The 21,209-nt window shown below is 64.6% G+C and carries 19 protein-coding genes and 1 pseudogene; 7 read left to right on the forward strand and 13 right to left on the reverse strand.

The genetic code is table 11. The features are described 5' to 3' along the window. Nucleotide 1: 1 nt before the first annotated feature. Both ACQPW1_RS40165 and ACQPW1_RS40170 read right to left on the reverse strand, forming a co-directional pair. On the reverse strand, nucleotides 2-1,177 hold the full coding sequence (locus tag ACQPW1_RS40165; protein ID WP_433658186.1) for an acyl-CoA dehydrogenase family protein: 1,176 nt from the start codon (nucleotides 1,175-1,177) through the stop codon (nucleotides 2-4). A gap of 198 nt (nucleotides 1,178-1,375) precedes the next feature. Further along, nucleotides 1,376-2,236: a helix-turn-helix transcriptional regulator gene (locus ACQPW1_RS40170; protein ID WP_433658188.1), complete on the reverse strand. Its 861-nt coding sequence runs from the start codon at nucleotides 2,234-2,236 to the stop codon at nucleotides 1,376-1,378. A 101-nt stretch (nucleotides 2,237-2,337) separates the two neighbouring features. Between ACQPW1_RS40170 and ACQPW1_RS40175 the strand changes: the two genes are divergently transcribed. Next, complete coding sequence (locus ACQPW1_RS40175; protein ID WP_433658190.1) at nucleotides 2,338-3,087, forward strand: SDR family oxidoreductase; 750 nt, start codon at nucleotides 2,338-2,340, stop codon at nucleotides 3,085-3,087. A gap of 697 nt (nucleotides 3,088-3,784) precedes the next feature. Here the strand turns inward: ACQPW1_RS40175 and ACQPW1_RS40180 are convergent. The 6 genes from ACQPW1_RS40180 to ACQPW1_RS40205 form a co-directional block, all read right to left on the reverse strand. After that, complete coding sequence (locus ACQPW1_RS40180) at nucleotides 3,785-4,378, reverse strand: hypothetical protein (RefSeq protein ID WP_433658192.1); 594 nt, start codon at nucleotides 4,376-4,378, stop codon at nucleotides 3,785-3,787. Nucleotides 4,379-4,400: 22 nt separating this feature from the next. Further along, nucleotides 4,401-4,907: a very short patch repair endonuclease gene (locus tag ACQPW1_RS40185; RefSeq protein ID WP_433658194.1), complete on the reverse strand. Its 507-nt coding sequence runs from the start codon at nucleotides 4,905-4,907 to the stop codon at nucleotides 4,401-4,403. A gap of 230 nt (nucleotides 4,908-5,137) precedes the next feature. Next, entirely contained in the window at nucleotides 5,138-6,478 is a 1,341-nt protein-coding gene (locus ACQPW1_RS40190) for a DNA cytosine methyltransferase (protein WP_433658196.1), read from the reverse strand. 70 nt (nucleotides 6,479-6,548) lie between these two features. Further along, nucleotides 6,549-9,434 (reverse strand): Z1 domain-containing protein, encoded by a 2,886-nt coding sequence (locus ACQPW1_RS40195; protein ID WP_433658198.1) that lies wholly within the window; start codon nucleotides 9,432-9,434, stop codon nucleotides 6,549-6,551. Between the two features lie 2 nt (nucleotides 9,435-9,436). Next, a complete protein-coding gene (locus ACQPW1_RS40200; RefSeq protein WP_433658199.1) occupies nucleotides 9,437-10,432 on the reverse strand; it encodes a PD-(D/E)XK motif protein in 996 nt (331 codons plus the stop codon). Continuing rightward, nucleotides 10,429-11,913, reverse strand: a complete 1,485-nt coding sequence (locus ACQPW1_RS40205) for an ATP-binding protein (RefSeq protein WP_433658201.1) — start codon at nucleotides 11,911-11,913, stop codon at nucleotides 10,429-10,431. Before ACQPW1_RS40205 ends, ACQPW1_RS40200 begins: the two co-directional genes overlap by 4 nt. Before the next feature lie 181 nt (nucleotides 11,914-12,094). On the opposite strand from ACQPW1_RS40205, the pseudogene ACQPW1_RS40210 reads away from it, so the two are divergent. Then, nucleotides 12,095-12,247: pseudogene (locus tag ACQPW1_RS40210) on the forward strand (IS701 family transposase); the annotation flags it as partial. A gap of 302 nt (nucleotides 12,248-12,549) precedes the next feature. After that, nucleotides 12,550-12,690, forward strand: coding sequence for an SDR family NAD(P)-dependent oxidoreductase (locus ACQPW1_RS40215; protein WP_433658203.1), 141 nt, complete (start codon nucleotides 12,550-12,552; stop codon nucleotides 12,688-12,690). An 80-nt stretch (nucleotides 12,691-12,770) separates the two neighbouring features. Here the strand turns inward: ACQPW1_RS40215 and ACQPW1_RS40220 are convergent, their stop codons facing one another. The 3 genes from ACQPW1_RS40220 to ACQPW1_RS40230 form a co-directional block, all read right to left on the reverse strand. Beyond that, nucleotides 12,771-14,336: a peptide ABC transporter substrate-binding protein gene (locus ACQPW1_RS40220; protein ID WP_433665462.1), complete on the reverse strand. Its 1,566-nt coding sequence runs from the start codon at nucleotides 14,334-14,336 to the stop codon at nucleotides 12,771-12,773. 206 nt (nucleotides 14,337-14,542) lie between these two features. Then, a complete protein-coding gene (locus tag ACQPW1_RS40225; RefSeq protein ID WP_433658205.1) occupies nucleotides 14,543-16,264 on the reverse strand; it encodes a thiamine pyrophosphate-dependent enzyme in 1,722 nt (573 codons plus the stop codon). Nucleotides 16,265-16,309: 45 nt separating this feature from the next. Beyond that, nucleotides 16,310-16,582, reverse strand: a complete 273-nt coding sequence (locus tag ACQPW1_RS40230) for a GlsB/YeaQ/YmgE family stress response membrane protein (RefSeq protein WP_433665463.1) — start codon at nucleotides 16,580-16,582, stop codon at nucleotides 16,310-16,312. A gap of 150 nt (nucleotides 16,583-16,732) precedes the next feature. Here ACQPW1_RS40230 and ACQPW1_RS40235 point away from each other — a divergent pair, with 150 nt between their 5' ends. The 4 genes from ACQPW1_RS40235 to ACQPW1_RS40250 are packed head-to-tail and all read left to right on the forward strand — an operon-like array spanning nucleotide 16,733 to nucleotide 19,843. Beyond that, nucleotides 16,733-17,497 (forward strand): glycosyltransferase, encoded by a 765-nt coding sequence (locus ACQPW1_RS40235; RefSeq protein ID WP_433658207.1) that lies wholly within the window; start codon nucleotides 16,733-16,735, stop codon nucleotides 17,495-17,497. Continuing rightward, nucleotides 17,497-18,486 carry an acyl-CoA dehydrogenase gene (locus tag ACQPW1_RS40240; RefSeq protein ID WP_433658209.1) on the forward strand — a complete coding sequence of 330 codons (990 nt, stop codon included), beginning with the start codon at nucleotides 17,497-17,499 and terminating at the stop codon, nucleotides 18,484-18,486. Before ACQPW1_RS40235 ends, ACQPW1_RS40240 begins: the two co-directional genes overlap by 1 nt. Continuing rightward, nucleotides 18,468-19,220 (forward strand): PIG-L deacetylase family protein, encoded by a 753-nt coding sequence (locus tag ACQPW1_RS40245; RefSeq protein WP_433658211.1) that lies wholly within the window; start codon nucleotides 18,468-18,470, stop codon nucleotides 19,218-19,220. Before ACQPW1_RS40240 ends, ACQPW1_RS40245 begins: the two co-directional genes overlap by 19 nt. Beyond that, the gene (locus ACQPW1_RS40250; RefSeq protein WP_433658213.1) at nucleotides 19,217-19,843 is read left to right on the forward strand and encodes an SAM-dependent methyltransferase; all 627 of its coding nucleotides are present in this window, start codon (nucleotides 19,217-19,219) and stop codon (nucleotides 19,841-19,843) included. Before ACQPW1_RS40245 ends, ACQPW1_RS40250 begins: the two co-directional genes overlap by 4 nt. Before the next feature lie 98 nt (nucleotides 19,844-19,941). On the opposite strand, the gene ACQPW1_RS40255 is transcribed toward ACQPW1_RS40250, so the two are convergent. Further along, nucleotides 19,942-20,523 (reverse strand): TerD family protein, encoded by a 582-nt coding sequence (locus tag ACQPW1_RS40255; protein WP_433658215.1) that lies wholly within the window; start codon nucleotides 20,521-20,523, stop codon nucleotides 19,942-19,944. Between the two features lie 120 nt (nucleotides 20,524-20,643). Next, nucleotides 20,644-21,078 carry a MarR family winged helix-turn-helix transcriptional regulator gene (locus ACQPW1_RS40260; RefSeq protein ID WP_433658217.1) on the reverse strand — a complete coding sequence of 145 codons (435 nt, stop codon included), beginning with the start codon at nucleotides 21,076-21,078 and terminating at the stop codon, nucleotides 20,644-20,646. Nucleotides 21,079-21,209 lie beyond the last annotated feature (131 nt).

A 21,209-nucleotide genomic window follows, 5' to 3' on the forward strand; every position in this document is an offset into this window, starting at 1 on the left:
CCTAGCGCACGCCGAGCACGAGCGGGAATTCCGGCTTACCGCCGAGCAGGAACGCGCCTGCCGTCTGGATCATCTGGTCGTGCGCCATGAGATGGGTTGTCATGGTGCTCGTGTCGCGCAACCAGACGTCGAGAGGACTCGGCTTGTAGACCGAATCCGTGCCGACCAGCTCGCACAGGCGGGCGATGATGTGGCGGCAGGCGCGGTACGAATGCGTGCGGGTCAGCAAGGTCTGGATCCGAATGTCCGCGGGCAGCTCGGCGAAACGCTTGTCGTCCAACGCATCCCACAGCGTGCGCATGCTGTCGAAGACCGCGCCGCGCGCGACGATGTACGCCATCTCGCACTCACCCAGAATGTATTGCGCCCGATAGTCATCGGCCCACTTCCGCCCGGTCCCCGCCACCACCTTGCCCTGCGCGAGATCGCGAACGTAATCCAGTGCGGCGCGCGTCGCGCCGAGCGGAATGCCGGGCATCACCCGGGCCAGCGTCTCGGGTTCGGCGAGTTTGCCTGTGCCGCTTCTGGGTTCGTAGAAGTCGAAGCAGTGATGCTCGGGGATGAACAGGGCATCGACCGCGTAGTCGTTGCTGCCGCTGCCGCGCAGACCGGTGCTGTCCCAGGTGTCGAAGACCTGAACCTGGTCGCGGCGCATGCAGAACATCTTGGCGATCGGCGCACCATCGGCGAGCGCCAATTCGTCGCCATCGAAGATCATCGCACCGGCGACCACGAGGTCGGCATGGTTGATGGCGCTGCCCAGCTTCCATCGACCGGTCAGCCGATAGCCGCCGTCAACCCGGACGGCGCGTCCGGAGGGCGCGATCAGCCCCGCGGTGATCAGGTCTCGCGTCGGCATCAGCTCGGCGAGCGCCTGCTTGTCGAGGAATCCGGCGTAGACGCCGGTCGCCGCGCCGATCATCGCGCACCAACCGGTGGCGGTGTCGCCATAGGCCAGTGCCTCGAACACCTCCAGCTGCTCCAGCGAGGTCAGTCCCGGCCCACCGAGCTCGGCGCTGAATCCCATCGCGTAGATGCCCATCGCCCGCAGCCGTTCGACGATGTCGGCGGGCAGCTGGCGCGCGGCGTCGATCTCCTGTCGCCGCTTCGCCAGTTCCGGCGCGAAGGCGCGCGCCGCCGCAAGCAGTTCGGTCGCCGTTGTTGCCTGTCCGGTCACCATTGCCCCCAATCGGGTCCAGCCGCAATCGAATCGGCGTCACTGCCCGCACCCGAAGGGTAACCCGGTCACCGATGCCGGGAATCGAGTTCCCGAAGAACTGCACAGGTCTGTCCGTGCGGCAATCACGCCCACGATCGAGTATGTCCGGCTGCCGCAACCACCGCCAGTAGCCGGATCGCTGAACGAACCGACCGGCTAGTCGAGCGACGACGCGTGCGATTTCCGAAGGGGCAGCTCCCCCGTGGCGATCATGCTGCCGAGCAATGCCAGCGCACGCTCCGACGCGGAGCCGGGTTCCGCGTGGTAGGCGATGAGCAGCTGCCCCGGCGCGCCGTTCACGGAGAACGTCTCATACGACAGCTTCAGCTCCCCGACCATCGGATTGCGAAAGCGTTTGGTACCCGCGATCTTTCCCCGAATATCGTGGCGCGCCCACAGTCGGCGGAACTCATCGCTCTTCAGCGACAGTTCACCGACGAGTTCGGTCAGCCGCGGGTCATCGAGATCGCCCGCGCTGGCCCGCAGGCTCGCCACCGTCTCCGCGGCGTGAATAGCCCAGTCCGGGTAGATGATTCGCGCTTCCGGATCGAGAAACATCATCCGCACCTGGTTGATGCCCGGCACCGAACACGCGTTGACCGCGGCGGCAAGCGGATTCGCGGCGAGCACGTCCAGGTGCCTGCCCAACACCAACGCGGGCGTGTTCGGCCACGCCTGCATCAACGCCAGCAGACCGGGGCTCACCCGCTCGGGACGCTGCGGCGCCCGCCTGCGCCGCACCACCGGGCGAGCCAGTTCCCGCAGATGCGCCGCACCCTCCTCATCGAGCGCAAAGACCCGCGCCAGCGCGGCGACCACCTGCTCGGACGGATGCTTGTCCCGCCCCTGCTCGAGCCGCACGTAGTAGTCGGCGCTCATCCCGGCGAGCATCGCGACTTCCTCGCGCCGCAGCCCGGCCACGCGGCGCTGGCCGCCACCGGACATCCCGAAATCCTCCGGGCGCACCAGCTCGCGCCGTGCCCGGAGAAAGGCGCCCAGTCGGTTATCGGAGTCCATCCTTCGAGGGTAGGTGAGGGCCGCGCCCGCTGGGTGGCCCTCCCACTACCAGGAAGTCCGTACCCTGGCACGAGGCCGTGACCAGCACGAATGTTGTGGTCATGACAAACAACCTCACCGGCCGCGTCGCGGTCGTCACCGGAGCATCCAGTGGAATCGGCGCCGCCACCGCCCGGCGGCTCGCGGCCGACGGCGCGAAGGTCGCGCTGCTAGGGCGGCGCAAGGATCGGCTCGAAGAGTTGGCCGCCCAGATCGGTGGCGAGGTGCTCGCCGTCGAGGCCGACGTGTCCGTGCAGCAGTCGGTGCGCGACGCCGCGTCGACCGTGCGGGCCGCGTTCGGACCGATCGACCTCGTGGTCGCCAATGCGGGCGTCATGCTCGGCGCCCCGTACGAGTCGGCGGATACCGACGAGTGGGACCAGATGGTAGGCACCAACATCAACGGATTGCTCTACACCGGAAGGGCTTTCATCGATGACCTGCTCGCCGCGGCGGGCAACGGCGAACGCGCCGACCTGGTGCACGTCGGCTCGGTCGGCGGGCACCTGGCGTTCCCCAACTACGGCGTCTACTGCGCGACCAAGGCCGCCGTCGCACACCTGACCCGTAACCTGCGCAGCGAGTTCGGGCCGCGCGGCGTTCGAGTGAAGACCATCGAACCCGGTTTCGTCGGCACCGAACTCGGCGCGGGCATGCTCGACGAAGACCAGAAGGCGGGCCTCGCCGAGTGGCGCAGCGAGATCGAAATCCTGGTCTCCGAAGACATCGCGGACGCGATCGCCTACGCGGTCGGCGCCCCGAAGCGGGTCAATGTCGCCGAAATGATCGTCGTACCAACCCAACAGGGCTGAGACAGCCGAAAGGCCCGCTGGCACAACACGTGTCAGCGGGCCTTTCGCGATGAGTAGAGCAACCAGTTGGGGATCGTGCTGGGCCGACCGGGTGTGCCCGCTGGCCTCACTGGTAGCAGCGGTTCGATAACCGTCCACCGCTCATCATCCACGATCCACGGTGCTGCCACGACGAAACCCTGTGCACAACAGGCTGTCTCACCGGCACCCGACCGAACCCGATGGGAGCTCCAAGTAGGTGTGAGCGGACGTGTCATCCCGTTGATCCTGTATTCGCGAACGGGGACAGCATGGCGCCGTGATCTATAATCACCATGATGGAACTCTTCTGCGGGACGGTCGGGTTGGGCGGCTCCCAGCGAGGACTACGAACCGCCGGATCGAGGCCTACCGGGTGAACACGCGTACGTTCCGCGAGTTGATCGCGAAGGACGTCGCCGCCGAGGGCGTCGTCGACCTCGCTCAGTTCCTAGTCTAGGCGGACCGGCTTCGTTCGTTGATGACCGACGGCACCTACTTCGACCACGAGCCGTCCGAGATCCTGAGCACGGGCGGCGAAAGAGCCTGGCAGCACATCTCGCTCACGACCTCAGGTGCCGACCGCCGGGAACTCGAATCGGCTGGAGCAGGCCGTCGCAGGTTTCTCGCTCGACGGACCCGGGAGCGTGTCGACGCCTCGCCCCACTGCCGAATACGGTCATTCCGTCAACTGACGGCGGACGTAGGCGAGGTCGACGCCGCAGTGTTGGGCGATCCGTTCGTGCTGCGGCTCGAGCTTGTCCTCGACCGGTTGGGTTCCGGTGACGAACACGATGATCAGTGGCCGGCTTCCGCCGGTGACCGCCTGATTGACGGCCGCCCACAACAGGTCTCGGAACGTTCGAGGGCGTCCCCAGCAGAGGTATCGTCGCGTCGCACCCGATTCCGCTCGACAGTGCATCGGCTTCTCCCCGAGGCTGCCGGGCACCATGGTCCAAGAGTCGCCGAGAACCTCGCGGATGAACTCGCTGGGTGGTGATAGTCGCCGAGTGGCATACCTCGCGAACGGACCGACATTCTCCAATGCGCGGGCGTATTCCTTCAGTGGGCCGTCCTTGATCCAGACGCGCATTCCTTCGGCGGTGTAGTAGTCGGCCAGCTCGCCCCCGATCATGGGGTCTTCCACCCACTGCGTGTAGTACTTGGTCTTGTCGCGTGACGACATTTCTTCCCAGTCGAGCATGCCGACCTGTCGGTACAGTTCTCGGAGGACGGCGTCGCGAACCTCGGGTGGAACACTGATCTCGGGCACGGCACTCTCTCTCATCGGTCTGTCAGGGCGACGACTTGTCGAGCGCGTCGATCACACGTTCGGCGGACACCTCAGGACCTTCGTGCTCCCAGCAACGAACGACAGTCCATCCTGCCTCTGCCAGTGCACGATTGGTGTCCACATCACGCAGTTGATTTGAGGCGATCTTCGTGGCCCAGAATTCCGAGTTCTTGGTCGATGGGCGATAATGCTCGGGGCAGCCGTGCCAATAGCATCCGTCGACGAACACAGCCACACGAGCGCGCGGAAAGACGATGTCCGCAGTGCGCCGGAGCTCCGAGATCGGCCGCACGGAGACACGATACCGAAGGCCGTGTTCGAACAGAAGTGCCCGGAGCTGGAGCTCCGGGCTGGTGTCGCGGCCCCGATTTGCCCGCATCACCGCTTGTACTGAAGGCGATGAGGCCCACGATTCCGCAGGCGGTACCTCATCTCGCACGCGGCCGACCGCGCGCGCCAGCTCCCACCCCTCGACCAGGTTCTCGAACCGGGACGACGAGTTGCTCACTGTTCCCAAAGACCTGGACACGGTACGACCATCGGACCGCCATCTCAGATACGCGCGGACGCTTCGGCCAGCGGCGTTCGGCCGCAAAACGACGGAACCCTTTGCAGTGCGACCATCGTCCAGCGGTACAACGCGCCGATGAGCGCCACCGGCACTGCGATTCTGCTCGCTGTCCACTGCGGTTCTAGGGCGACCGGTTTGCGGCTTCCACGATCGAGCGGGCACCACTGTCACGCGCGGTTCTCGACATCCTCCAGGACCTCGACGACGGCCCTGGCGAAGACCTCTCCCAGCAATGGCGGAACCGCGTTGCCCAACTGCCGCATCTTCTCGCTACGCGGACCACTCAGGATCCAGTCATCGGGGAAGGTCATCACGCGAGCCACCTCGCGAACCGTCATGTACCGATGGCGATAGCGTCGACGAGCACCTTTGGACCCAGGTATCAGATCATCTGTCAGCAGGACCGATTCGCCTCCGGGAACCCCATGCACGCCAGCCTTTACCGTTTTCGCGGGGCGGTCGAGGACATTGGGGGTGTGGCCGTTGTATATGCGCGCGTCCGGCCACCCGACGTGATCCATCGGCGTGTCCGGGTACTGCACGCGGTCGAGCCGGTTCCAGCGAATCTTGGGCAGTCGCGGCAGCGGCCCCTCGTGTGGGGAGATCGCGTCGCGGAGCGTGCGCCATGGTCGGAGGTTCAGTTCGTCGAAATCGAGCGATGACTGCGCAGGGAGTTCCGCGATGACCCGCTCTCGAACGTGTTTTGGTACTCCTGGATGATTCTCCCAATACTGGCCATTCGCGATAGATTGATATAATGCGGCCTCCGAATGGGTCTTCTTCACCTTTTCGAAAAGAATCGACTCGTCGATCTTGAGGTCGCTGCGAAATGCCAGGATGATGACGCGATTTCTGATCTGCGGGACGCCATAGTCGGCGGCGTTGACTTCGAATTTGTACACCTGGTAGCGCTCGGTCGCGTCTCCCGAGGAAATCTTTTGACGACCTTGTAGGGTGGCATTGTGCTCCGTCCAGGGAACGGAATCGTCTCGCTCGACAAACGGGAATTCGAGCTCGCGGAGGATGTACTCGAAATACGGCCTGAACGATGGCCGAAGGAGGCCGCGGACATTCTCGCAAATAACAGCTTTCGGCTGAATCTCCCGAATCGCGCGAAACATCTCCGGGAACATGTTCCGCTTGTCCTCGTCACCTTTGGCTATACCGCCTAGGCTGAACGGCTGACACGGAGGCCCGCCGGCCAGGAGATCGATCTTGTTGCGCAGGTAGCGCATATCGAGAGTGGTGACGTCACCACGAACCAGTAGCCCTTTGCCGTGCTCGGGTACCCGTTCGTCCTCGCCTCTCGGCTCAGCCCCGTTGGCTTCCAGGGTGTCGCAGGCGTGCTTGACGAACTCGTTCAGGAGGAGGGGCTGAAACCCGGCACGATCGACGGCCATCGCCAGACCTCCTCCGCCAGCGAACAATTCGACCGAGGTCTTCGGTGTCGACGCTGGCGGGTTCGGCACAGGTGTGATCCTTACTTGTCGGTGGTGAATGTTGATCATCCCGGGACATGCCCAGGTCGGTCAAGGCGAGCGCAGCGGGTCGACGGAGTGGATGTCGACCAGCGACGTCCTAGTCCGTATCGACGATCGCGTACTTCGGCATCGCGCGATTCTTGACTCGGTATACCAGGGGGTTGCGATCTTTGGGTGCCGCCGCGCGCGGCAGTCGAAGACTCAACGCCATGACCACACCCTGGGGGTAGCCGTCGTCCGCTATCTCATCCCCTGTCGTCGTCTTGTCGATAACGGGGTAGAGAAGCGCGAATCCGGTATGTTCGGTCGAAGCCACCTGAAGATCACATGCTGTGCGGTGCAGGCTTTCCGCGTTGCCTCGGATATGGCCGTTGGGGTCGACCATTCGGCCATGAATGGAGTATTTTCCGACTCCGCGAATATTGACTTTTGTACGATTCTTCTGTTGCGGCATCACGATCTGCCATTCACGCAATACGTCATCCGGAAGTGTGGCGATCCACGCCAGGTCCGCTGCGAAGTGCTTCGGTTCCTTCCAGGTCAGTCTCTTCAATACTTCCACCATCTGTTCGTGGGTGACCAGGCCAGTCAGTGCATCGAATGGCCGACCCGCCGTCGGAAACTGGACGCTCGTCTTGGCCGCAAGGAGGAGCGGGATACAAGCATCGATATTGGCGTCCAAGAGCGCCTGATTGTTTATCGCGGGGTAACCGGAGCTGGGCTCCTTGGACAGCGTTCTGCGCTCGACGAGTTCGGCGTTCTGCATCTTGTTCGGCGCCGTCGGCCGAAGTCCATGCCGTGATACCAAGGGCTGGACATCCTCCGGCGTTACGGTCGGACGGCCATCCACCATCGCCGCGTACTGCCGCAGCTCCGCGCGGAAGTCCTCTTCGTCCCAGCATGCGGCTTCGAGGGCGTTGCGCACCGGGGCGGTGATGAACAGCCGCACGAGGTCTCGGTACCCCGGCCGGAATCCGAACCAGCGGCCCATCTGCATGAGTGCCTCGGCGTGCCCGGCGTTCCGCGAGTAGTAGGTGACGGTCAACCCTTCGATGGTGAAGCCACGCGCCAGTTTGTTGCCGCCGACCAGGATCCGCCATATCGGCCGCTTGTCGAAGTCGAGTTCCTCCTGCTCGATATCCTTCTCGCTGTTGACAATCAGCACAGGGGCACCGTTCGGTGCGATCCGACGTGCGACCCGGCTGATGTACGGGGCGAGCTCATCGAAGGAGCTGGGCATCGGATCGCCGAACTTCAACGCGTCTGTCACGGGGGCGAAGTCCTCGGTGTACAAGGTACGCAATCTGCTGAGTGCGCTGCCGGTGAGGTATCCACCGGTCCGCCACTTGTCGCGAATCGCATCCGCGCGACTGCGGTGCCCGTCCTTACGCATCGTCTCGTGGACCAGCATCGTGTGGTGTCGGAACGGGCGGCTGTACTTCTCGGGGTCGATCTCCTGTCGGAACAGCTTGATGGCTCCCGCCAAGACGAACGAGTCGAGCGCGGTCTGGAGTTGGCGCTCCTCCTCGGCGTCCTTGTCGTTGTTCCGTGCGTCCGGGATCCTCAGATGGGCTTTCTCTGCCGAGTTGGCGAACGTCTTCTCGTCGTCCTGAATGGATGAGTCCATGTCATGGAAGTCCGAGGCTCCCATGTATCCCAAGGGCCGCTCCAGTGCGATCAGATAGTCCTTCGGGAAGATGTCTTCCACATCGTGTGGATCGACGAAGACGTTGGCGAATGGTGTCGCGGTGTAGCCTACGTACTGTGCCCGCGGAAGCATTCTGATCAGGTTGGATATGTGCCTGTTGATCGCGGTGCGCTTCTTGTTCTCCGCTGTCCAAGTCTTCGGGTCGGTCGTATTGATGGAGGCCTGATCCGACTCGTCGTCGATGATCAGCGCTGGGATGTCGCCGAGCCGGTCACCTGTCGTCTTGAGGTCTTTCACCATGTTGTTCAGGACGGAGCTGTTCTTCTTGACGATGATCAGCCGGGCATCACTGGTGTACAGGTTCTCCGGATGCCATAGAGGCTTGGTTCGATCGCGCCGCTCGAATTCGAGTGCGGGCAGGCCTTGTTGGAGCTTTCGGTAATCGAAGTCCCGGGTGGTCATCCGGTGAATATCGGGGCGGCCCACCTCTGAGGGCCGGACACCGTGGCCGACGAACCTCCCTTTCGCCCAATCCTCATCATCGAGATAATCGACGCGTTGGCGTGCGGTCTCATCGGACTCGTCCGCTCCTCGCAGCACGTTCTCCCGGCCGACCAATTCCATGTCCAGGCGGCGTTGCGTCTGTTCACGCAGCATGTTGGTTGTTCCGGTCATGACGATGATCAACCGGTACCCGGCGTCGATGGCCTTGGCGATGACCCCGGTGAAGTTTGCGGTCTTACCACTCTGCACGTAACCCACCACTAAACCTTTGGTCTGGCCCGGCTTCGGTCGTGCGGGATCGATGAGGCGCTCGACGACATGGTTCGTCGCACGGTCGAGATCGTGAATCGAACCTTCACTCCAACCCCGGCCCTCGCGAAGATAGTTCTCGTAGTGCGTCCAATAGAACGCCCGATCGCGCTGTATCTCGTCGCTGTACCACGGATCCCATGGGGAGGCGATGACTGTCGGGCCGCTCTGATGGGTGATCGGGAAGTGCTGGGCGAACTCCTTGGCCGTGAGCTCGGAAAGACCGAGTGCGGCCATGATCGTCGCGCGACGCTCCTCCGAGTTCGCCGGTGTCTGGTTGGTCCAGGGGTTGCTGTCTTCCGGCGCGTTGTCCCACCTCGCGATATTGAGGTGCAGTGCCCTGCGGAGTGGGTCATTCGTCGCGGCCGCCGCTACGTATTCCCGCATCCGATCCTCGGACGCGTCGAGGGACGGATCGAGGTCCTCGGCCTCGATGAGTGCCCGACGGACCAGGGCCCTGGGCGCATTGTTCGCCATGCCACGAATTGCGGTGCTGTATGCCTCGGCAAGTGCGTTGGTCATAGTCATCCTTCGAATTCGGCTGCCCTGGAGACGATGTCGGGGACCGGCTGAGTGGTTTCGAATCCGTCCAGGTTGATTCGATACTTCACATCTGAGATCCGACCCATCGGCACCCAGTCCGTCCGGACGGCGTCCGGCGTCAGACGTGGGAAGTCGCCGATCACAGCGTGCGGGACGCTCGGGGTCCGCCTGGTCCAGACGGTCGAGAGCTGGTCTCTGGCAGATTCATACCAGCCGGATCCGACAAGTTCGGTCTCGAACCTGTCGCGGAGCGCGTCGTCGGACACCTGACTCCGGATGATGTCCACGAGCTCGGGGAGCGTCCTGCCCGCTCCTGCCCCTGCCGAAGTGATCTGGTGCGAGACGACCCACAGGGGTCGGACGCCGGTCGGCACCAATTGGGTGAGCGACTCGATCCAGTGCGTACGCCGCTCACCCGAGGTTGTCTTGACCTCGATATCGAGCTCAGGCAGCCCGAAGTCATGCTCTTCGGCATCCCCGCCGCGCCACGCCTGCAGCGCGTCTCGCGCGCCGAGAGGATCGACGAGCCCACCGAGCACCAGCAGCTCGCCGAACAGTCCGACTTCACGCTCCCGGGAGAGCGTCGCTGGGGAAAGGAGCAGCGACGAAAGTTTCGCCAGCGTCGCGCGCAGGGCGACCGCGGGTTTCATTCCATCGAGTTGGACGCGATCGATCATCGCGCACAGAACCGGATACGCGTCTCGGAACAGAGCTCCGTTGGTCACGACGACTTCCATGTACCAGTGGCCATCGAAAGTGGTGACCCGCGTCGCGATGTTGCTGAGACCTGTATCCGGTGCCGCACTGACAGTGGGGATCTCGATACGAAGACCGAGTTCCGGCGTGATCGGATTGATGAAGACGCTGGCGGCTGGCGTGCCGGCGACGGGTAGAGTCATCGGCACCCGGTTGTTGACGTACTGGTCAAACCCCTCTGCGGACAGGTGACGTCCGTCGACTGAATGGTCCTCGGTCACTGTCGCTCCGCTCGTGCCGCCGCAGTGAGGATGGACTGCCACATCTCGATGTTGTCCTTGTCCTTTTTGCCGAGATACTCACCTTCGAAGACGTTCGCGACTAGGAGGTACAGCAGAGACTTGACTAGTGGGACATCGTTGAGGCCGCCGTGTTTACCGCCGAGCAGCATATTGCGGTATCGCTTGTTCAACCAGAGGGTCTGCGTGTCCCGGTCGACTCGGAAGAACGCGTCATCGATGAAGTTATCCCAGCGTATCGCGATGGGATCCTCACCGCGGACTGCCGGAATCTCGTTCTGGATGGTGGTGCGCACACGGGGCGGCAGGCCTTGTCCCGGATGGATCATCGCGGTCCGTCTCGACACTCGCGCCTGCGACTTTCGGAACAGGCTTTCCGCGACCTCAAGGTATCCGCGCAGCGTGGTCCCGTCGTGCGCTTGGGCGGTCGCAGCCAAACGTGCGAACTCGGGGCCGGTTTGCACCCGCGACTTCTCCGGGTTCATCTGGAACAGGCCGCCCATGTCACCGTCGATATCGAGTTCGACGCGAGCCAACTTCAGCCGCCGATCCGCGGCATGGACTCCATCCCATCCACCCGACTGCAACAGGCGATCGCGGCGGTAGAAGTACAGGCCCTGATGGTCGTCCGAGCGATCGAGGAGGCGATATTGGGGAAGGTTGGAGGGTTTGGGCCAAAGGTGGCAACGAAATTCGACTCGATGCCCATCCATCTCGGCGATCAGAGTTTTCGGATAGTCGTCCAACCCCGACTGCGGATAACCGAAGGGATCCAGTGCGTCTACCGGGACCTTCATGCTTAGGAGAGCGTTCTCGACGTCCAACACCTCGACGTCGATCCGGAGGCGACCATCAGCGAGGAACCTGTGGAAGGTCAACCCCAGGTGTTGGCAGATCAGGGTGATCGTGCGGTCCAGATACACCTCGATCTGCATGGCATCGGTAGTCGCCGGGAACGCGGAGACGTCATCCCAGCGGATCAGCGTGCCGCTGCTCGCTGAGTTGAACGGCCAGTCCTTGTCGAGCTCCGCGGCGACGAACGACGACGCAACCACATCGCAACGAAAGTCACTGCGGGACACGATATCCGGTCGCCACCGTCGTCCGACCGGCTGCCGACCAGCAAAGCGGGACATCACGGTCAGGCTCTTGGCCTGGCTGAAGGAGGCAGCCTTGAGCCCCAGACCGAAGTGGCCGAGATCGTTGCCGCTGTACTCGCGCTTGCCCCCGATCGTCATCGCCGTATTGATGGTCTCCGCCGTCATCCCGCATCCGTTGTCGAGGACATACAGGGCGACGAGCCCCCGTTGGGTGCGGATGAAACGGATAACGACCTGAGTCGCCTGTGCGTCGACAGCATTGTCGACGAGGTCCGCGAGCGCGGTCTCCAGCGAGTGGTTGCGACCGATGGAATCCAGCACCCGCGGATCGGGAGGCAGCACGATGCTGCTCTCCGTAGGCACTTCCTGAAACCATTCGACCACGTACATTCCCCTCGCTCGACCGAGCGTTCGCACAGCTACCAGTGCATGTCGGGAGCCCCACTTCGCTCTCGTACCCACCGATATAGCTCTGCGGAAACACTTCGTTACGAAGCTTAGTACTGCAACGACACCCGGTTCGGGTAGTTTGCCTGCACGGTAGGGATGGACTGCTCCGGACGGGACGCAACGGTTGCTGCGGCGCGCGGATTGAGATCTCGATGGTGTCCGTGACGATGTGCGCGACTACGTTGCCGATCGGCTCGATGACCTCGACGCGGCGTTGATCGCCGACGACATCGGCTTCCCGAAGAGGGCCGGCAAGCCGACGCGGACTCGGCTCACATCTAAGAGAACATGGTGTGATCCAGGACCCGGATGCGCTGGAACGGCAGCTGTTGCGGTGTGCCTCTTCTATTCGGGGCACCCGGGCGGTGATTCGGCCGTGTCCGGTGTGGTTTTCTCAGGTGAACTCAAGGCCGAGCAGAAGGACGCGAACGAGGCACAACCGGGTGCCCTTTCGCAGCGAGCGTGGCCGTGCCCTTCTCAAAGGCTTCAAGGCGAATGCGTGACAAGGAATTTTGCCTTCCGGCAGTGACCAGCACGAATGTTGTCATCATGACAAACAACCTCACCGGCCGCGTCGCGGTCGTCACCGGAGCATCCAGTGGAATCGGCGCCGCCACCGCCCAGCGGCTCGCGGCCGACGGCGCGAAGGTCGCGCTGCTCGGGCGGCGCAAGTATCGGCTCGAAGAGTGATCGTCGTACCAACCCAACAGGGCTGAGACAGCCGAAAGGCCCGCTGGCACAACATGTGTCAGCGGGCCTTTCGCGGTCGGTTACTTCTCGATGCCCTCGAAGTCGAACAGGCCGTTCCAGGCCAGCTCGGCCTTCTTCACCTTCTCCGAACGACCCGCGGCGGCCGCGTAGTCGAACATCGGGATGTCGGCCATGTCCTTGAGCAGCAGCGCCTGCGCCTGGGCGACGATCTTGTACGACTCGTCCAGGTTGGGTGCCGCCAGCGCGGCATTCAGCAGCTTGTCGAACTCCGGGTTGTTGTAGTTGACGTTGTTCGTCTCGGAGAAGCTGTAGTACTGCGAGGTCAGGAACTGCAGCATGGTCGGGTAGTCACCCTGCCAGCCGTAGCGGAACGCGGTGCCGATGGTCTTGGCGTTGATCGCGTCCCGGATGTTCTTGAACGTCGGGTACGGCGTACCGATGGCCTCGATACCGAGGGTGTTCTTGATGCTGTTCGCCGTGGCCTCGATCCAGCCCTGGTGGCCGCCGTCGGAGTTGTAGGCGATCTCGTAGCGACCGGACCATGGGGAGATGGCGTTGGCTTGGGCCCACACCTTCTTGGCCTCTTCCGGGTTGTACTTCAGTACCTCATTGCCCGGCAGGTTCGGGTTGAACCCGGGCAGCGTGCGCGCGGTGAAGTCGAGCGAGGGAACGCGGGTGCCGTGGAAGATGTTCTGGGAGATCTGCTCTCGGTTGATCGCCATCGAGATCGCCTTACGACGCAGCAGCCCTTCCTCGCCGCCGAAGTGCGGGGCATTGGTCTGGATACCGATGGCCGCCTTGTACGCGATCGGCTTGGTGATCGCGCGGTCGCCGAGGTCCTTGTTGTAGCTGGCCATCGCACCGTCGGGAATGACATCGAGGCTGTCGAGGTTGCCCGCGAGCAGATCCGCGTAGGCCGTGTCGAACGTCTGGTACATCACGAACCGCAGGCCCTTGTTCTTGGGCGGGCGGCCACCCTTGTACTCCGGGTTGGGCACGAGGTCGATCTTGACGTTGTGCTCCCAGGCCCCGTTCTTCGCGAACTTGTACGGGCCGTTGCCTACCGGGTTCTCACCGAACGCCTTCATATCCTTGAACGCGACCTCGGGCAGCGGATAGAACGGCGCGAAACCGAGTTCGGTTTCGAAGTCGATCGACGGCTGCTTCAATGCCACGGTGAAGGTGCGGTCATCGACCACCTTCAACCCCGACATCGTCTGTACCTTGGCGTCTTTCGCCTGCACCTCGTCGAACCCGACGATCGGGGCGAAGACGTAACTCTGCAGCTGGGCATTGGTGGCGAGCGCGCCGTAGTTCCACGCGTCGACGAACGACTTCGCCGTCACCGGCGTACCGTCGGAGAACTTCCAGTCCGACTTGATGGTGATCTTGTAGTTCGTCCGATCGGTGGTCTCGATCGACTGCGCCAATTCGTCGTGCGCGACGCCGTCCTTGTCGTAGTACTTCAGCCCCGCGTACAACCGGTCGACGACTCTGCCGCCCATGTTCTCGTTGGTGTTGGTGGGCACCAACGGATTCTGCGGCTCACCGGCATTGGTGGTGACGATGTCTGCATCGTCACCGTCATCCGACGAGCATGCGGTCAGCCCCAGGCTTGTGGCCATGAGCGCCGCCGCGAGCAGCGCACCAGCTCTTGTGAATCTCACGCGTTCTCCCGATTTCGAACAGGCCACCGGGGCACGCCGGGGCACGAACCGCGCCCCAACCCGATCACCTTGGAATGTCCTCGGACACTAGCCATTCCGAGGACGGTTGTCATGGGATCCACCGATGATCGGACCGTGGGCAGGTCAGCGGGGGCGGCAACCCGTCAAGCGCGACTCTCCAGGGTCTCCTTGACCTTGGCGATGGCGAAGCCCCACGCCTGGTCGAAGGTCGGTTTCGGGGGTATCGAGATCTCGTCGGGGTTGGTGACGACATCGAGGAGCACCGGCCTGTGTTGCGCGAAGGCGTCCGCGACCGCCTGGTCCAGGTCGTCGGGATCGGTCACCCGACGCGATTCCAGCCCCATCGCGGCCGCGACCGCGGCCAGATCCGGATTGTCGAGCACGGTGCCGAACTCGGGCAGGCCGCCCTCTTCCTGCTCGAGTTTGACCATGCCGAGGCGCCCGTTGTTGAACACCACCAGCGTGACCGGCAGATCGTAGGTGACCGCCGTGCGCAGATCGCCGAGCAGCATCATCAGCCCGCCGTCCCCGCAGAAGGCCACGACCTGACGTTCGCGGTCGAGGATCTGGGCGCCGAGGGCCTGGGGCATGGCGTTGGCCATCGACCCGAAGTTGTAGGAGCCGAGCAGCCGGCGGGAGCCGCGCAGGTTCAGGAAGCGGGACAGCCACACCGTGGACATACCGGTGTCCGAGGTGAAGATCGCGTCGTCGGCCGCGTGCGTGTTCACCGCGGCGGCCACCGCTTCCGGACGGATCAGCTGGTCCGGGTTGTCCAGGTGACGACGGATCCGGCCGAGCAGTTTGCGGTCGTGCTTGGGTTCGGCCAGCCGCTGCTGGAGTCCGGTCCAGCGCTGATATTCCGATTGCGCCTTCTTCAGGTGCTTGTCGGACGACTTGGTGTCCAGCTTCAGCAGAAGTTCGCGAAGCGACGGGCCCGCGTGGCCGACCAGCGCGACGTCGACCGGTGTGCGGCGACCGATGTGGTCGAGCCGGGCGTCGAGCTGGATGACGGTCTTGCCGGTGGGATACCAGTCGCGGTACGGGAAGTCGGTGCCGACCATGAACAGCACGTCGCAGTCCTCGAGCGCCGAGTTGGCGGCCGGGTTCCCGATCAAACCGGTCTGACCGACCGCGTACGGGTTGTCCTGCTCGAGGCCTTCCTTCGCCTTGATGGTGAGCACCATCGGCGCGGCGAGCTGTTCGGCGAGCCGCAACACCTCTTCGCGCGCCTCCCTGGCCCCGATGCCGACGAGCAGGGTGACCTTCGCCGCCTTGTTGAGGGTCTCCGCGGCCTGCACGATCTCCGTCACGCCGGGAATGATCGTGCGGTCGCGCGCGACGAAGCGGGGGCGCACGTCGGTATCCAGCTTCAGACCACCGATATCGCCCGGAATGGTCAGCACGGAGACGCCCTGACGGGACACCGCCGCGTTCACGGCCTGTTCGAGCAGCCGCGGCATCTGCGCCGCGTTGGTGACCGTTGCGGTGAACTCCGAAACGTCGCGGAAGACCGCGTCGTTGTCGACCTCCTGGAAGTACTCGCTGCCCATCTCGGAGGTCGGCACCTGACCGCAGATGGCCAGCACCGGTGCGTGTGATTTCTTGGCGTCGTAGAGACCGCCCAGCAGATGAATCGAACCGGGGCCGACGGTGCCCGCACACACCCCGATGGTGCCGGTGAGCTGGGCCTGCGCGCCCGCGGCATAGGCGGCGACCTCTTCGTGTCGCACGCCGATCCATTCGATTCGATCCTCGCGACGGATCGCGTCGGTGATCGGATTGAGCGCATCGCCGACGACACCCCAGACCTGGGTGACGCCTTCGTCGGCCAGCGCAGTGACGATCATTTCGGCAACCGTGGTCATAATCGGCTCCTCCGCGTCATAGTCGGTTCTGCTGGGCGGCCGCTGTCATCGAGAAACTCGTCGACCGGTGACCAGACCCACCAGGAACAACAGGATCACGGCGCCGGCGATGCAGGTGAAGAAGCTGAACCAGAGCCCGCCGCCTGCGACGTCGACTCCGAGCACCTTCAGCAGGAAACCGCCGAGCAGACCACCGACGATGCCCACGATGATATTCATCAGAATGCCCTGCTGGGCGTCCGTCTTCATGATCTTGCTGGCCAGCCAGCCGGCCAGACCGCCGATGATGATCCACCCGATAATCCCGAGACCAAGCATGATGTCCTCCTGACGTTGGTCGTACACGCCGGAACCGAGCGTGCTTCGGCGGTCATACCCGCCGACGAGCAGCCCAACCAGAGCAGCGAGGTTCACCACATCGAGACTCGCTGACCGTTTGCCCGGGCCGTCGCCGGGTAGCCGAGAACCATGACCGACTCCCGTCCCCGCGACAGAGTCCATACCCCGCACGTCGACCGGCCCGAAGGTTTCGTGCGCGGCGGTGCCGTCGCGCGGATTCTGGTCGTCGTTCCGGTACACAACGAGGAGCGGCTGCTACCCGCCTGCCTATCGGCGTTGGCGCGGGCGGCGGGACGGGTCGACGTTCCGGTCCGCGTGCAACTCGTCTTGGATGGGTGCACCGATGGTTCCGCGCAGGTTCCCACGTCCGATGTCGACGTGATGGCGATCGATGAGCGCAATGTCGGCGCCGCTCGCGCGCTCGGCTTCAAGCACGCGGGTGCGACCTGCGCGGCCGAGACCTGGTTCACGACAACGGATGCCGACTCCGAAGTCGATGAGCAGTGGTTGCGTATTCAGCTCGAGTACGCGCGCACCGGAAGCGATGTGGTTGCCGGAATCGTCGGCGTGCGGAGTTGGGCAGACCATGCCGCAGGCACCCGGCAGAGCTATGAGAAGCAATACCGTACGGGCAGCGCGCACGGCCATGTGCACGGCGCGAATCTGGGCTTCCGAGCCGATGCCTACTGGCGTGTCGGGGGCTTCCGGCACCTGCGGACCGGTGAGGACGTCGACCTGGTGTCCCGCATGGGGGCGGCGGGTGCGCGGATCGCGTGGGCCGAGGACGTCCTCGTCACCACCTCCGCGCGCCGGGTCGGGCGGGCGCCGCAGGGGTTCGCTGCCCATTTGCGACGACTCGAGAATACGTACCGCGCCGAGAGCAGGAGTGCTTGATGCCGCCCACCGAGGTGCTGAACGATGCGGCCGCGCCCAGCGCGACTGCGGGCGCGCTACTGCGGCTCGCTGATTCCGGTCGACTGGAGCTGCCCTATCCCGGGTCCGGCCGCACCCTCGATCGCTGGCGCTCGCTCGCCGATTTCGCGTTCGGCAATGTGGTGATCGGACGGATGGTGGAAGCGCACGCCGATGCCGAGGCGATTCTGGCTGAGCTCGGCAGTGCAGTCGTCGAGCGCGGTCAGATCTGGGGTGTATGGGCCGCCGAGCCACCGAAACCGGTGCTACAGGCGCGATTCGGGCCCGACGGGTGGACCCTGGATGGCCGCAAGCCGTGGTGCTCGGGCGCATCGATCTGCACCAATGCTTTGGTCACCGCGCGGGCCGGGGACGAGCGCAGGTTGTTCGCCGTCGACCTCGGCCAAGCATCGGTCCGCCCCGTGCCGGATACCTGGCACGCCGTGGGGATGCAGGAATCCGACTCCGGCGCAGTGGATTTCACCGAGGCGGCCGCCGAGCCCGTCGGTGGATCCGGCGCGTATCTCACCCGGCCGGGCTTCTGGCACGGCGCCATCGGCGTGGCCGCCTGCTGGTACGGCGGCGCCTGCGCAGTCGCCCGCACCCTGCACGACCGCGCCACCGACGAGCACGCCCTGGCCCACCTCGGTGCGGTAATGAGCGGATTGCACGCCGCCGCACTGTGTTTGGCGGACGCCGCGCGGCAGATCGACGCCGACCCGGCCGACCGTTCCGGAACCGCGCGGCTGCGCGCCAGGACCGTGCGGGCGGTGGTCGAGGACGCGGCCACGGCAACCATCGACCGGGTCGGGCGCGCGCTGGGGGCCGGTCCGCTGTGCGGCGACGCCGAGCACGCGCGTCGCGTCGCCGACCTCACCGTCTACCTCCGCCAGAGTCATGCGGAGCGGGATCTGGCCGATCTCGGCCGTGACTACGCGGAAAAGGAGTTCTCATGGTTGCCGAACCGCTGATCGATCTCGCCGCCCGGGGCACTCCCGAGCGCACCTGGACCCGGTGGCGGAACCGTCGCCCGGAACTCTCCCTCACCGGGTGGCGACACCTGATCGTCGTCGCGCCGCACCCCGACGACGAGGTGCTCGGTGTGGGTGGTCTGGTCGCACTGGCCCGCTCGCACGACCTGCCGGTCACCGTCGTCACGGTGACCGACGGCGAAGCGTCCCATCCCGGCTCGCCCACCTGTTCGCCGACCGAACTCGCTGATCTGCGGGTGGCGGAATCTCGGCGTGCCGCACAGGAGTTGGGCGTCGACCCGCCGATTCGACTAGGCATCGGCGACGGCCGAGTGGCCGCCGCCGAGACTGCGGTGACCGACGCGTTGTCCGACATCCTGGCCGAGTGCAGTCACGCGGGCGCGTGGTGTGCGACGACCTGGCGGCGCGACGGCCACCCGGACCACGAGGCGGTCGGCCGGGCCGCCGCCGCGGCCTGTGCGGGCACCGCGACCCGGCTGCTGGAATTCCCGGTGTGGATGTGGCACTGGGCAACTCCCGAACACCCGGTGGTCCCCGCCAGCCGCGCCCGGACCTTGACCCTGCCCGCGACGGCGGTCGACGCCAAGGTGCGCGCGATCGCGCAATTCCAGAGCCAGATCCTGCCGATGTCGGACGATCCCGCCGACCAACCGATCCTGCCGCCATACGTGCTGGACCGGTTCACCGGCAACACCGAAACGTTCTTCGTATGAACGAGACCCGGCTGGCCCCAGACTATTTCGAGGACATGTACGCCCGCGACCCGGACCCGTGGGGTTTCACCACCCGCTGGTACGAGCGACGCAAGCGCGCACTCACCATCGCGGCGCTGCCGAAGACCCGCTACCGCAACGCCTTCGAGCCGGGCTGTTCGATCGGCACCCTCTCTGCGGAGCTCACCGACCGATGCGATCGACTGGTGAGCACCGACATCGCCGCCCAAGCCCTCGACTCGGCCGGGCAGCGCATCGATCGACTGCCCGAATCCGAGCGCGGCTCAGTCGAATTCCGCCGCTGGGCACTCGGCGAGCCCTGGCCTGACGAACACTTCGACCTGATCGTCCTCAGCGAGGTCTGCTACTATCTCGACTCCGTGAGCCTGCGGCTGGCTTTCGGACACGCGGTCGAGCACCTCGAACCCGACGGCACACTGCTCTGTGTGCACTGGCGCCGAAAGGTGCCCGAGTACCCGCTGTCCGGCGATCACGTGCACGCCATCGCCCGCACCACCAAGGGCCTGACGGCGCTGGCCGGCTACCACGACGAGGACATGCTGTTGGACGTCTTCACCGCGGGCGACCCGATCTCCGTCGCGAAGACCGAGCACATCGAGTGATCCGCACACCATCGACCACGACGCCGCGCAGGCCGTGCGCCGGTCAGCCGAGCGGCACATCCGCTGGGTCAGCGGCGAATTCGATCACCTGACCTGAACTAGGCCATCGCGAAGCGGAGCAGCGCCTGCTTGTCGCCCTGCTTGATCTTGCCCTTGCGGTTCAGCACTTCCAGCTGCCACGCGGAGCCGGAGCGGAAGGCGCGGGCGACGGCATTGGCGTTGTCCGTGCCGAGCAGCGACGGCCAGATGTCGGCGACCTGCTGGCTGCTGCCGCCACTCGCGTCATAGACCTTGAAGCTGATGTTGTTGGCGCGTTCGAACGAGCTGCCCTTCTTGAAGGCAGCCGCGACGAAGACGATGGCGTCGATGCCGCCCGGCACGTCCGAGAACGTGACCGAGACGGTCTCGTCGTCGCCCGCGGCGGCGCCGGTCTGCTCGTCACCGCTGTGCAGGACGGAGCTGTTGCCGAGCGGGTCGAGCGAGTCGAGTCCGGCGAAGCGGACCGGCTCGGCACCCTGCATGAGGATGGCGATCAGGTCCAGGTCGACGCCTTTCTTGCGGCGTGCCCAGCCGAGTGCCCCGCCGCTGGTCCCCGCCGACGGATCCCAGCTCACGCCGACACTCAGCTTGGTGACGCCGGCGAGATCCGCGGCGCCGTCTTCTTTCTTGAGCGTGATCATGCGTTCAGGTTAGCGGGGGTTTCGTAACTCCAAGCGCCAGAAAGATTCTCATTCGGGTAATCGACGAGAACAGCTGCACGATAGCGAAACCTATTGATAGCTAATAGCTCTCGTTGCTGCTCATGCGCTGGAATTGGCTTTCGACAGCAACCGGTGCAGCTGACGTTGTTCCCTGGCGGACAGTCGGCGCAGCGGCAGATGCTGCGTCATCGCCGCGACCAGCCTTTCCCGTTGCGCCACACCGGCGGCGGTCAGGGCAACCACTTTCACCCGCTTGTCGTCCGGTCCGGGTAGTCGCTCGACGGTGCCGCGTTTCTCCAGCTTGTCGATGATGAAGGTGACCGTCGACGGGTCGCTGCAGGTTCGGCGGGCGAGCTCCGACATCGATGGCAGCGCGGCCATCGGGGTGAGATGCCAGAGCAAGTTCGCGGAGGGCACGGTGAGATCCAATTCACGCAGGACGCTGACGAGCGCGGCGTCGAGCTGGTCGGATACCGTGCGGAGCTCGGCGAGCAGGCGATAACCCAGGTCCGCTTCAGGCAGGTCCGCTGTCACGGACGACAGTTTAGCCAGCTACTTGAAGTCTCCTATGAAGTTACTTTGACACTCAAATCTCGAAGCGGCGATTTCGGCTGTTTGTTGTTTGTTCTGAGCCCGAAGACGACATATGGCCTCGGCGTGCCGCG

This window comes from Nocardia sp. CA-128927 (genome assembly GCF_050955855.1).
Taxonomy (GTDB): Bacteria; Actinomycetota; Actinomycetes; order Mycobacteriales; family Mycobacteriaceae; genus Nocardia.